The sequence below is a fragment of the Brevibacterium sp. ACRRH genome (genome assembly GCF_022346365.1).
GTDB classification, from domain to species: domain Bacteria; phylum Actinomycetota; class Actinomycetes; order Actinomycetales; family Brevibacteriaceae; genus Brevibacterium; species Brevibacterium paucivorans.
In genome coordinates, this window is record NZ_JAKRMN010000002.1 from 1 (window position 1) to 13007 (window position 13007).

Genomic DNA, 13007 nt, shown 5'->3' on the forward strand with positions numbered 1-13007 from the left:
TACCAGGGCCTTCCGTCTCAACAGTTGTGCCGTCCTCGACTGGGCCACCGGTGTTCGGAATTTCGACCTTGTCGCCAGGCTTACCCTTGTCGTCCTTCCAGTCCGGCTTCTCAGCAGGAGCGTCAGGCTTCTCAACGGTCACAGTGACGTCAACAGTGTCCTTCGAACCGTCTGGGTAAGTCACGTCCACAGGGACAGTGATCTTGTCACCAGGCTTAGCGTCCTCAGGAATCGGAACGGTGATTTCACCGGTGTTTTCGTCAACCTTCACGCCCTCAGGAGCGTTCTCACCAGGAGTGAACTTCGTTCCTTCAGGAGCCTTGGTTTCTTTACCGTCCTTGTCCTTGAACTCAGGCTTCTCGACCTTGACGTCTTCACCAGGCTTACCCGAGCCGTCTTCGTATTCAGGCTCGAACTTCTCGTTGTCCTTTTCAGCAGGGGCGGGCGGTTCGGTAACAGTCACGGTCGATTCGTCGATCGTGTTGCCTTCTGGGTCCTTCACCTCGACAACGATCTTGTCACCAGGCTTGGCGTCTTCCTCGATGTCAACGACAAGGTTGCCGTTTTCATCGATTTCGGCCTTACCAGGACCCTCGACTTCAGTGGTTGAACCTTCTGGAACGTCGCCACCTTCGTTCGGGACAGTTACCTTGTCACCGGGTGCACCTTCGTCGTCGCCCCATTCAGGCTTCTTGTCAGGGTCGGTGACAGTAACTGTCACGTCGACGTTGTCCTTCGAACCGTCTGGGTAAGTCACGGTCACAGGAACCTTGATTTCGTCACCAGGCTTAGCGTCAGCCGGAATCTGGACCTTCAGTGATCCGTCTTCAGCAACTTCCACGCCGTCCTTGTCGGTGCCGAACTTGGTGCCTTCCGGAACCGTAACCTTGTTTCCGTCCTTGTCCGTGAAGGTTGGAGCGTCAATCGGAGCCTTGGTACCAGGCTTGCCGAAGCCATCCTTGTACTCAGGCTCGAACTTCTCGTTGTCCTTTTCAGAAGGCGCAGGAGTGTCAGGCTTCTCAACGGTCACAGTGACGTCAACGGTGTCCTTCGAACCGTCTGGGTAAGTCACGTCCACAGGGACAGTGATCTTGTCACCAGGCTTTGCCGTTTCCGGAATCTGGACCTTCAGTGAGCCATCTTCAGCAACTTCAACACCATCCTTGTCGGTGCTGAACTTGGTGCCTTCCGGAACCGTAACCTTGTTTCCGTCCTTGTCCGTGAAGGTTGGAGCATCAATCGGAGCCTTGGTACCAGGCTTGCCGAAGCCATCCTTGTACTCTGGTTCGAGCTCGTCAGCCTGCTTCGGAGCGTCAGGATCTTCTTCAACCTCGACAACTACGCGGTCGATCTCGTTGCCGTCCTTGTCCTTGACGACAATTTCGATCTTGTCACCAGGCTTAGCGTCCTTGTCGATGTCGACGATGAGGTTGCCGTCTTCATCGATTTCAGCCTTACCAGGGCCTTCCGTCTCAACGGTGGAGCCGTCCGGAACCGGACCGCCCTCGTTCGGGATTTCGACCTTGTCGCCAGGCTTACCCTTGTCGTCCTTCCAGTCAGGCTTTTCAGCGTCAGGTTCTTCAACCGTGACGGTGACGTCAACGGTGTCCTTGGTGCCGTCCGGGTAGGTCACAACAACCGGAACAGTGATCTTGTCACCAGGCTTTGCCGTTTCCGGAATCTGGACCTTCAGTGAGCCATCTTCAGCAACTTCAACACCATCCTTGTCGGTGCTGAACTTGGTGCCTTCCGGAACCGTAACCTTGTTTCCGTCCTTGTCCGTGAAGGTTGGAGCATCAATCGGAGCCTTGGTACCAGGCTTGCCGAAGCCATCCTTGTACTCTGGTTCGAGCTCGTCAGCCTGCTTCGGAGCGTCAGGATCTTCTTCAACCTCGACAACTACGCGGTCGATCTCGTTGCCGTCCTTGTCCTTGACGACAATTTCGATCTTGTCACCAGGCTTAGCGTCCTTGTCGATGTCGACGATGAGGTTGCCGTCTTCATCGATTTCAGCCTTACCAGGGCCTTCCGTCTCAACGGTGGAGCCGTCCGGAACCGGACCGCCCTCGTTCGGGATTTCGACCTTGTCGCCAGGCTTACCCTTGTCGTCCTTCCAGTCAGGCTTTTCAGCGTCAGGTTCTTCAACCGTGACGGTGACGTCAACGGTGTCCTTGGTGCCGTCCGGGTAGGTCACAACAACCGGAACAGTGATCTTGTCACCAGGCTTAGCATCCTCAGGGATCGGAACCGTGATCTCACCGGTGTTCTCATCGATGGTCACACCCTCAGGAGCGCCCTCACCAGGAGTGAACTTGGTGCCCTCAGGAGCCTTGGTGTCCTTACCGTCCTTGTCCTTAAAGGTCGGAGCATCGATCTTGACATCTTCACCAGGCTTACCCGAACCATCTTCATAACCAGGCTCGAAGTGATCGTTCGCGTTCGGAACCTTCGGGTTGCTGTCGTCCTCATCCGGGATGCCGTCACCGTCATCATCCGGATCCGTAACGTCAGGATCACCGTCACCGTCGGTGTCCAGATTGAAGAACGCCTTAGCGTCGTCCTTGCTGCCATCCGGGTAAGTCACCATGACAGGAACATAGAACTCTTCGACAGTGTCCTTGTTCAGCTTCGACTTGTCCGGGAACGTAACGGTGATCTCACCAGTGTTCTCATCAATCGAAACTTCGTAGCCCTCAGGAACCTCGAAGCCTTCAGGAATCGCGAACTTCGAACCCTCAGGAGCCTTGACGTCCTTATCGTCATCGTCAGTGAAGGTCGGAGACGACTTCGTTTCCTCACCAGGAACAACCAGCTTGTCTTCGTACTCGGGGTCTATGGAATTTGCAATCGGGTCCTGGACAATGAACGAATCAGCCAGGTACGGCGTACCGTCAGGGAGAAGCACCATAGCGGTGTAGACGTCTCCGGCCTTAGCAGTGTCCGGAACGGTCAGCGGGCACGACTTAGCTGCGCCGAAGTTATCGGTGGTGACATCGCACTTGGTTCCGACTTTATTTCCGGCGGCGTCGTACCACTGGATGGTGTACGGCGAATTCGGCACGAGGCCAACAGTCCTGGTCTGCACCGTGGTGCCCTTGAAAGCAGGCTTGTCGGTGGTGTTGTAATCAACAACATCAAAGCCCGGCTTTGAGGGCTTCAGTGCAAAGTCTGAGTTTTCGATGTCACCATACTCAGGCTTTGTTGCATACCGTGCATCCCATGCTGGATCCTGGAAGTAGGCTTGACGGAAGTTATCTGGGTTGACGTTCGCAGACTCATCTGTCTCCAGATACACGTATACGTAGTCGCGGTTGATGTGCTTTGAGACTTTCCCTGCACCCACGCCTTGAGCAACGTCTCCTCCCGATGTGGCCCATCGTCCAGCGGCGGCAGAGTCGGCGACGGTGTGGAAGAGTTTCTTGGCTTCCTCATTTGGAAGAGTCCCGATGTTCGTCGATGAGACTCCATACGTACCCTTGAACTGAAGAACGTACCGTCCTTGGGCGTCCGTAGTAGCTGTCACGGTTTCAGCAATTGCCGACTTACCCGGATTGTCGGTCTCAAACTTAGCTATTGCGTCCTTCTGCGCTTGGACAAACTGTTCGCGAGTGTAACCAGGGTTGTCTTTCTTCCACTTTTCCAGAACATTGACTACTTCGTCCCGGAGGTACGACCCGATAACTTTAGCTTTGGGAATGGCAACGTCGCCGTGAGCAAAGTTGTATGAAGGAACATCTCCGCCACCAATATAATTTTGCTGATCCCAGAAGACACGCCCTTTGATATTTCCACGGTCCTGTTCGGCCTCTGATTCAGTACGCTGCGCTTCAGGCAGGCTTAGCCAGGTCTGTGGCCGTTCGGTCAGTGCAATGTTTTGCTCGTTAACTCGGTTCGTTGCAACATCCCACGTGGAGTTGTACCGGTTGACGGAGTCTTTGAATACTCCGTCGCCTTCCTGGAAGGAAACCTGAAAGCGATCGGCATCTGGATTTTCGATCCACACTCGTAGCTTCTGATATGGATTTGCGGTGAACTTGTGCTCGACACCGGCCACATCCTTATAGGTTGGGAAGTGCACCGTGTATGAGCCGTCTGCACGGGTAGTCGTCTTGTAGACAGGCGAAACGGTATAGCCCTTGACACGTTCATCCATCCACTGGGCGTAGACCGTGACGTTCTCAAGAGGAGTGTCGATTCCCGACTTAGTCTACTGGGTTCCTTCACGGTCCCAGTAGACGTTGCCGTTGACAGTCTGCCGTGCATTTCTTTCACCAGGCGAATTGACAGCGTCTGGCTCGAGCAGCGTATTCGCAGCCGCTGGGGCATCAAGTGCAGACGGGACAGCACCGGGCGCGAATGCCGCTGCCATTGCGAGAGTCAGACCAGTTGCCGCAACGCGGAGACTCCGCTTACGTGATATTGGACGCATTCTTTTCCTTCCAATTCTTGCCGGGGCACCATTGCTCAATGCCCACACACAGTGAATGCACAAACTTCTTTAAACGTCGTTCATAATCGTAACAAAATAAAGACGCTTCACCCGCGGAGATGTTGAACAGCTCATGAATAACCGCCACCCAAACCGCATAAAACAGGCGATCCCAGCGGTGTCACAGCAACCTTCACCTCCTTACCGATCAGTAAACTTGCTGGTCAGAAGGGTAACGGGCAGGCAACGAGCCGTCTTCGCCACGGAACGCACAGTCAACGTCCATCATGTGAACAAAATGACCAAAAGTTTCCTCGCGGGTAACAAGCCAGCGAAAAACTCCCGCCTCTACGTCTTCAAACCCCCGCCAATGAGTTGCGTGACGTTGGATGCCGCACGGGTACACATCGTTGCTGCTTCACTGACCCGGTCCTGTGAATAGTCGCTGTCCGGCAGCGTCAGTCCCACGGCTGCCAGGGCCCGTCCCGCCGCGTCATACACAGGCGCCGCTATCGTCCACACTCCTGGCGTGATCTCACCGGTTTCAATCGCGTACCCCTGCGTACGCACACGAGTCAGCTCTCCCATCAGATCATGAACCGACCTGGGCCCTTTCCCCGTCCGGTTCACAAACGCGACCTCACGCGACAGCGCTGCTAACACATCCCGCTTTTCCATCGTCGCCATGATTGCCCTGCCCGTCGCAGTCAAGTATGCCGGCATATGCACACCAGCCGCCGTAATCACCGCCATCGAATGAACCGACTGCTCTTTGAGCACATACACAGTTTCCCACCCGCGGATCACAGCCAGTTGCGCAACTCCACGCGCGCGCTCAGCCAGCGCCCGCACGTCCTTTTGCGCCACCCGCTGTAACGGGTTGATCCGCAAATACGCGCTCCCCAACTCCGCAACCCCGGGTCCAAGCAAGTAGCCCGCATCAACCTTGGTGACCAGGCCCAGCTCTTCCAACACATTCAACAGCTCATATGCCGAAGACCTGGGCACATTCCCAGACCGCGCAATTGCGCCTGCACTAATAGGGCGATTCGACGCAGCCAAATGACGCAGAATAGCCACTGCACGCCTGAGCGCAGGAACCTGAGACATCAGTCCAGCTCAAACTCACGCAACGCAGCACCATATAACTGCGCCACATCACCCAGTTGCGCGTGCTCACCGTGAGCCGCCACCTCTCGCCCACCTACGATCACGTGCGTCGCATCCGTAGCGGTCGCAGCCAACACCACCTGTTCGCCAACCGAACCAGCCGTGCGTACCGACTCCGTGTCCACCACAACAAAGTCCGCCACCTGAGTCTCGCCAGCACCCACCCCCGGGCGAATGTGCATCGAATACGCACCACCAGAAGTCAGTGCAGCAATCAGTTCAGCGGGGCTGAAGCGCCCACGCTCACCACTACCCAGCCGTTCACCAGCCTCCAAAGCCCGGAGTTCCAACAGCGGATCAAGCACCACATGCTGATCTGAACCCAGCGAAATCACCGCACTGGCCCCAGCCAAAGCTGAAGCCGGCCCAATACCGTCGGCCAGATCCGCCTCGGTCGTAGGGCACATGACCACAGCGGAACGCGCATCCCCCAACAACCTGATGTCCTCATCCGTCAAGTGGGTGGCGTGCACCGCTGACAGCCGGTCAGTCACAACACCAGCATCGGCCAACAAACGGGTCGGAGTCACACCGTAGTGCTCCAGGCACGCTTCATTTTCTGCCGGCTGTTCAGACAAGTGAGCGTGCAACGGCCCGTCCAGCCCAGCAAACGCGGGCAGATCAGGCTTAGCCACACCACGCACGGAGTGAATCGCCGAACCCAGCGTCACCAGCGGGTCCTCTGAACCGGAGTACCCAACCGTCGAATGCCCGCCAAAAGCGCCACCCAGGTCATCTGCCAACGCGGTCGCAAGCCCCGCGTGACGTTCCAGGTAACCGTCGATCGAACCGTCGCTAAACCGCGCCTGCTGCTCGTTGAGCTCCTGCCCAATGCCACCGGTCAGATAACACGTGTCCAGCAACACCAGGCGAATCCCCACGTCACGGGCTGCACGCGCCAACGCCAGCTCCATGTCGTGGCCACCGTAAGGAGTGCCGCCTACCTGGTGGTGGACGTAGTGGAATTCCGCTACCGAGGTGTACCCCGCCGTGAGCATTTCCGCGTACACCGCGCGTGCCAGCAGGTAGTAGTTTTCTGGCGTGAGCTGTTCGGCGGCCCGGTACATGACTTTTCGCCACGTCCAAAAGGTCCCGCCGTCGGCGTGGGTACGCCCGCGCAACAGCCGGTGAAACGCGTGCGAGTGTGCGTTGTTCGCACCCGGCAGTGCCAAGCCACTGTAGGTAACAGCCTCAGGTGGCGCGCTCACTCCAGCCCGCATCTCTGCCACAGACCCGTCATCGGCAACAAGCACGGCCACGCTGTTGATCACCTGGCCGTCTACATACAGGTTTTCAAACCACAGAGTTTTCACGCCTGCACTCCTGCTTCCATCGCCAACGCATCAGCCAGCGCCTTCACACCAGCACGTTGGTCGTCTTCTTCACAGGCTTCTTCTGGCGCATGCGAAACACCCGTAGGGTTACGCACAAATAGCATGGCAGACGGCACAAACCCTGCCAAGATTCCCGCGTCGTGCCCCGCACCCGAATCCAGAATCGGCGCCTCCGGCAGCACTCCCTGCAGACGCTGGTTGAACGCGCTGTTGAAGTGCGTTGTCGCCGAATATGACTCCTGGCTTACCGTCACCTCGACACCCAAGTCGTGCCCAACTTCTTGCGCCCGCTGCGTGATTGCGCGCAACACTGCACCCACAACCCCGTCATCCGGGTGGCGAATGTCCAGCCAGAAATCCATGCTCGACGCGATCACATTGGTACCACCCGGGTGCAAAATGGTACGGCCCACAGTCGCCACAGCCTTACCGTCCACACCGGCCACCACAGCCGGAATCGAACCAATGACCTGTGAACCAGCAACAACCGGGTCAGCACGTTTGGTCATCGGTGTTGTTCCGGCGTGGTTACCCTGGCCCGCGAACGTGAACCTCCAACGGCCGTGCCCCACAATCGAGGACCCAATGGCCACCGGCTGCCCAATATCAATCAGACCCACACCCTGCTCCACGTGAAGCTCAAGGAACGAACCAATCCTTGACAACCGTTCCTTATCCTGCCCCACCGAGTCCGGGTTCAGACCCACCTCGGAAGCCACCTCGGCGAAAGTCTTCCCCTCAGCATCCTTGAGCCCCAACGCACGATCCGGTTCGATCACGCCAGTGATCAACCGTGACCCCAGGCACGCGACCCCAAACCGGGACCCTTCTTCTTCCGGGAACACTGCCAACGCCAGCGGGCGGTTGAGCTGTTCCAGCCGGCCGTCCGCCTTCAGCTGGTCAACGGCTGCCAACGCCGAGGCGACCCCCAGCGGCCCGTCAAACTCACCTCCACCTGGAACAGAGTCCAGGTGCGAGCCGGTCACCACAGCATTGTCGCCCGGGGCGGTCACCCACGCCCACGTGATCCCGTTGCGGTCGATTTCGATGTCCAAGCCACGTGCCTGCGCTTCGCCCACGAACCATTCGCGCAGGTTGAGTTCGGTGGAGCTGAATCCGGGTCGCATGTATCCGGGGCCACGCGGATCGCGCCCCACGTCGCGAATGTCGTTGAGAAGAGAAACTACGTCTGACATGGATCCTCCGAATCATCAGCGCATCAAGCGGATGTATGTGTGGTTAAAAGGTGACTGGATAAATGGTGACTGGCTATAAGGCGACGGCCCACCCCTGTGGGAGTGGGCCGCTTAAGTATTTACAGTGCGTAACCGTTAAGAACAGTTCCGTCAGTGTCGGTGAGCGTATGCACAAATTGGTGGACCCCGCTTGCGACTTCAAGGGCACGGCCCGAACGCACAAACTCGTACGTTGCAGCCAACTCTGGTGACATGAAACGGTCAGTGCCTGGTCCTGGAACGTCTTTGCGGAGTTCCGCGATCACTGCACCGGTAACAGCTCCCGGTTCTGGTTCGCGCAGCTCAATCGCTCGGGCTGCCGCGTACAGTTCAACCGCGAGCACGCGGGTGAGGTTTTCAATCGCGGTGCGCAGTTTGCGTGCCGCTCCCCACCCCATCGATACGTGGTCTTCCTGCATGGCTGAGGACGGAATCGAATCAACCGAGGCAGGCGCAGCCAAACGCTTAGTTTCAGCCACCATGGCAGCCTGCGTGTAGTGGGCGATCATGAGCCCGGAGTCCACGCCTGGGTCATCAGCCAAGAACGAGTTGAGTCCCTGGTTACGCGCAGGGTCCATGAAACGGTCGGTGCGACGTTCGGCAATCGAGGCGACATCGGCCACCACAATGGACAAGAAGTCCAGCTGGTGCGCAATAGGGGCACCGTGGAAGTTACCGTTGGACGACACCTCACCGTTAGGCAACACCACTGGGTTGTCAACAGCTGCACGGATTTCGCGTGCAGCCACCTGAGCGGCGAACGTTGCAGCGTCACGGGCAGCACCGGTCACCTGGGGCGAACACCGCAACGAGTACGCGTCCTGCACCAAGTGGGTGGAATCAAAGTGGGACTTCACAATTGGTGAAGCGTGCAAGGCGTCCAGCATGTTGCGCGCACTGGCCGACTGACCTGGGTGCGGGCGCAACGGGTGGTGCAGTTCGTCACGGAACACCTGGTCCGTACCGTACTGACCCTCAACGCTCATCGCAGCCGTGAGGTCAGCGGTGGTGAGCAGCTTCTCCAAGTCGTACAGCGCCATGATGAGCATTCCCAGCATGCCGTCCGTACCGTTAATGAGCGCTAGGCCTTCTTTTTCTTCCAGTTCAACCGGCGTGATACCTGCTGCTTTGAGAACAGGACCCGCCTCAACCGGTTCCGAACCGCCTTCAGGATCGTGGACATAACCCTCGCCCATGACCACCAGAGCGCATGCGGACAACGGCGCCAAGTCACCTGAACAACCCAGCGAACCGTGCTCGTACACCCACGGGGTGATACCCGCGTTGAGCAGGTTCACGTATGCTTCCAGCGTTTCAACCTTCACACCGGTACGCCCGGTAGCCAGCGTGCGGGCGCGCAGAAGCATCAAGGCGCGAACCACCTCGGGCTCCACCGGCTCCCCCATACCCGCGGCGTGGGAACGGATCAGCGACTTCTGCAACTGCGAGCGCAGATCGTGCGGAATATGACGCTGCGCCAAGGCACCAAAGCCCGTTGACACACCGTAAACCGGTTTGGGGGCCTGAGCCAGGTCATCCACGTGGGTGCGCGTCTTTGCGACCTCTTCGCGGACGTGCTCAGGCAATTCGACCGGCGCGTTCTCACGCGCAACGGCAACCACCTGCGCAAACGTTAGCTCATCGGGTTCAAGCGCAATTGGGTTCATCAAAACTCCTGACAGTTGGGGTGCACTACATCATGCAAACTTATGCAGAAACACTGTACGGTTGCGGGTTGGACGCGATCAATTCGCCTTCACAGAACACCGCACCGATCTGTTGCACGCCCGGGCGGTACACCAGGTACCGGTAGCTGGGGGCATCCAGGATTGAGAAGTCGGCGCGTGCGCCCGGGCGCAAGTGTCCAACGTCCTCACGTTCCAGGGCTTTTGCCCCGCCTTCAGTGGCTGCCCACAGCGCCTGGTCCACCGTGAAGTGCATGTCGCGCACCGCGATTGCCAGGCAGAACGGGATCGAGCTTGAGAACCCGCTTCCCGGGTTGCAGTCCGAGGCGATCGCAACCGTCACGCCGGCCTCAAAGTAACGGCGGGCGTCGGGGTAGGGCTGGCGGGTGGAGAACTCGATGCTGGGCAACAGGGTCAGCACTGTGCCGGACTCGGCTGCCGCTGCCAGGTCGGCGTCGCTGGCGAAAGTCGCGTGGTCAGCAGACGCGCACTTGTACTTGGCTGCCAGCTGCAGGGCACCGCCGTCGGTGAGCTGGTTGGCGTGCAAACGCGGGCGCAAACCGTGCTCGATACCGGCCTGCAAAATGCGGGCCGTTTGTTCTTCTGTGAACGCGCCCTTTTCACAGAACACGTCGATCCACTTGGCGTGCGTCGTAGCCTTGGGGATCATTTCGTTGATGACCAGGTCCACGTAGGCGTCCGGGTCATCCTTAAACTCAGCGGGCACCACGTGAGCCGCCATGAGTGTCACTTCATCCGTGTGACGCGAAGCCAACTCAAGTGCCTTGAGTTCCGACTCAACGTCCAACCCATACCCCGACTTCACCTCAAACGTGGTGGTACCCGAGTGCTGGGCCTGACGCATGAGTCGTACCAGATTCGCTTCCAGCTCATCATCACTTGCAGCGCGCGTGGCCTTCACAGTTGTGGCGATACCACCGGCGGAGTACGACTCCCCCGCCATGCGTGCCGCGAACTCTTCGGAACGGTCACCGGCGAACACCGTGTGGTTGTGGGAGTCCACAAACCCTGGGATGACCGCCTGGCCTGCCGCGTCGATCACGCGGTGGTTAGCGCCGTCTTCAACCTCAGAGGGTGCCTGTGGCGCCTGGGTGGCAACGACCTCGGCGGCCTGCGGGTGCCCCGCTTCCAGGTCCGAGGTGGGACCCGCCCACGCAACCTTGCCGTCCTCAACGACCAGGGTGGCGTCAGTGACGACACCCAGGAAGTCGCTGTGCGGGTCAGCGGGGGTTGCGTTAGGGGCCGGGTTGTTGGTGACCAGTTCCGAAATGTTCGTAATGATCAGCATGAATGCCTCAGTCTGCTCGCTTGTTCAACTTTTCTACTGCAGGGACGCGGATGCCACGTTCTTCAGCAACTTCCACAGCGCGGTCGTAACCAGCGTCCACGTGGCGAAGAACACCCATACCTGGGTCGTTGGTGAGCAGGCGCTGAAGCTTCTCAGCCGCCAACTCAGTTCCGTCAGCAACCGACACCTGACCGGCGTGGATCGAACGACCCATACCCACACCACCACCGTGGTGCAGCGACACCCAGCTGGCACCCGACGAGGTGTTCACCAGAGCGTTGAGAAGTGGCCAGTCGGCCACGGCGTCGGTGCCGTCAAGCATGCCTTCGGTTTCACGGTAAGGCGAAGCAACCGAACCGGAGTCGAGGTGGTCACGACCAATGACGATAGGCGCCGAAACCTTGCCTTCAGCAACCAGCTTGTTGAAGAGCAGACCGGCCTTTTCGCGTTCGCGGTAGCCCAACCAGCAGATACGAGCAGGCAAACCTTCGAACTCCACGTACTCAGCAGCTGCGTCCAACCAGCGGTGCAAGGATTCGTTCTCAGGGAACAGTTCCTTCAGCGCCTTGTCGGTCACTTCGATGTCCTTAGGGTCACCAGACAGGGCTACCCAGCGGAATGGTCCAAGACCTTCACAGAACAGTGGGCGGATGTAGGCAGGGACGAAGCCTGGGAACTCAAACGCGCGGTCGTAGCCAGCCTTGCGGGCTTCGTCACGGATCGAGTTACCGTAGTCGAATACTTCAGCTCCACGGTCCTGGAATTCGACCATGGCGCGCACGTGCTTAGCCATGGACTCTTCCGCACGCAGAGTGAACTTCTCTGGGTCGTCTTCTGCTTCAGTCTGCCAGTCGTCAACGGACACACCAACGGGCAGGTAGGACAGTGGGTCGTGAGCCGAGGTCTGGTCAGTGACGATGTCAACTTCTGCCGCCTCGGGACGGTCCAGCAGGGCAGGCAGGATCTCTGCTGCGTTGCCAACCAGACCCACGGACAGTGGCTTGCGTTCCTTCTTCGCGTCAAGGACCAGCTTGAGGGCTTCGTCAAGGTCGGTGACAACTTCGTCCAGGTAGCGCTTGCCCTTACGGCGTTCCAGGCGCTCCTTCTCAACGTCAATGATGAGGCAGGCACCGCCGTTGAGCGTGACAGCCAGCGGCTGCGCACCACCCATACCACCACAACCAGCGGTCACGGTCAGGGTTCCAGCCAGAGTGCCGTCGAAACGCTTGCGTGCAATAGCGGCGAAGGTTTCGTAGGTTCCCTGGAGGATTCCCTGCGTAGCGATGTAGATCCACGAACCGGCCGTCATCTGGCCGTACATCATGAGGCCTTCAGCTTCGAGCTTGCGGAAGTGCTCCCAGTTAGCCCAGTCGCCCACCAGGTTCGAGTTAGCGATCAGCACGCGAGGCGCCCATTCGTGGGTCTTGAGAACACCAACAGGCTTACCCGACTGGATCAGCAGAGTTTCGTCGGCTTCCAGGTCGTCCAGAGTGGACACGATCTGGTCATATGCTTCCCAGCTGCGGGCAGCACGGCCGGTGCCACCGTAAACCACCAGGTCTTCAGGGCGTTCAGCAACCTCTGGGTCAAGGTTGTTCATGAGCATGCGCTTAGCAGCTTCGGCCTGCCAGTTCTTAGCAGTGATTTCAGAACCACGAGGCGCGCGAATCACACGCGAAGGGTCGTGACGTGTAAAGGACATGATGAACCTTTCTGCTGTTCTCTGGTTGTGCCGGTTGTGCTCACGCACCCGAGCAAACCACATGGAGTTTGTTCAATCGTCTCCGGTTTTCGCTGAAAATGCGACGGGCACCACACTGTTACTGTCCGAAATGCTGGACAGGC

8 protein-coding genes are annotated in these 13007 nt (G+C 58.5%); all 8 read right to left on the reverse strand.

All coding sequences use genetic code 11. From position 1 onward, the window contains the following. Positions 1–4153, reverse strand: a 4153-nt coding sequence (locus MHX53_RS02245) for a YPDG domain-containing protein (RefSeq protein ID WP_239271123.1), incomplete at its 3' end; no start/stop codon positions are given. A 54-nt stretch (positions 4154–4207) separates the two neighbouring features. After that, positions 4208–4429, reverse strand: a complete 222-nt coding sequence (locus tag MHX53_RS02250; RefSeq protein ID WP_239271124.1) for a hypothetical protein — start codon at positions 4427–4429, stop codon at positions 4208–4210. 348 nt (positions 4430–4777) lie between these two features. Then, positions 4778–5539, reverse strand: coding sequence for an IclR family transcriptional regulator (locus tag MHX53_RS02255; RefSeq protein ID WP_239271125.1), 762 nt, complete (start codon positions 5537–5539; stop codon positions 4778–4780). Continuing rightward, complete coding sequence (locus MHX53_RS02260; protein WP_239271126.1) at positions 5539–6912, reverse strand: formimidoylglutamate deiminase; 1374 nt, start codon at positions 6910–6912, stop codon at positions 5539–5541. Before MHX53_RS02260 ends, MHX53_RS02255 begins: the two co-directional genes overlap by 1 nt. Then, a complete protein-coding gene (locus MHX53_RS02265; protein ID WP_239271127.1) occupies positions 6909–8129 on the reverse strand; it encodes an allantoate amidohydrolase in 1221 nt (406 codons plus the stop codon). Before MHX53_RS02265 ends, MHX53_RS02260 begins: the two co-directional genes overlap by 4 nt. A 119-nt stretch (positions 8130–8248) precedes the next feature. Then, positions 8249–9835 carry a histidine ammonia-lyase gene (gene hutH / locus MHX53_RS02270; RefSeq protein WP_239271128.1) on the reverse strand — a complete coding sequence of 529 codons (1587 nt, stop codon included), beginning with the start codon at positions 9833–9835 and terminating at the stop codon, positions 8249–8251. 40 nt (positions 9836–9875) lie between these two features. Then, positions 9876–11162: an imidazolonepropionase gene (gene hutI, locus MHX53_RS02275; protein WP_239271129.1), complete on the reverse strand. Its 1287-nt coding sequence runs from the start codon at positions 11160–11162 to the stop codon at positions 9876–9878. 7 nt (positions 11163–11169) lie between these two features. After that, positions 11170–12864, reverse strand: coding sequence for a urocanate hydratase (gene hutU, locus MHX53_RS02280; protein ID WP_239271130.1), 1695 nt, complete (start codon positions 12862–12864; stop codon positions 11170–11172). Positions 12865–13007 lie beyond the last annotated feature (143 nt).

Bases quoted from the DNA above. Each gene is read 5' to 3' on its own strand.
- MHX53_RS02250 (WP_239271124.1), bottom strand. From the start codon at position 4,429: ATGCGTCCAATATCACGTAAGCGGAGTCTCCGCGTTGCGGCAACTGGT.
- MHX53_RS02255 (WP_239271125.1), bottom strand. From the start codon at position 5,539: ATGTCTCAGGTTCCTGCGCTCAGGCGTGCAGTGGCTATTCTGCGTCAT.
- MHX53_RS02265 (WP_239271127.1), bottom strand. From the start codon at position 8,129: ATGTCAGACGTAGTTTCTCTTCTCAACGACATTCGCGACGTGGGGCGC.
- hutH (WP_239271128.1), bottom strand. From the start codon at position 9,835: ATGAACCCAATTGCGCTTGAACCCGATGAGCTAACGTTTGCGCAGGTG.
- hutI (WP_239271129.1), bottom strand. From the start codon at position 11,162: ATGCTGATCATTACGAACATTTCGGAACTGGTCACCAACAACCCGGCC.
- hutU (WP_239271130.1), bottom strand. From the start codon at position 12,864: ATGTCCTTTACACGTCACGACCCTTCGCGTGTGATTCGCGCGCCTCGT.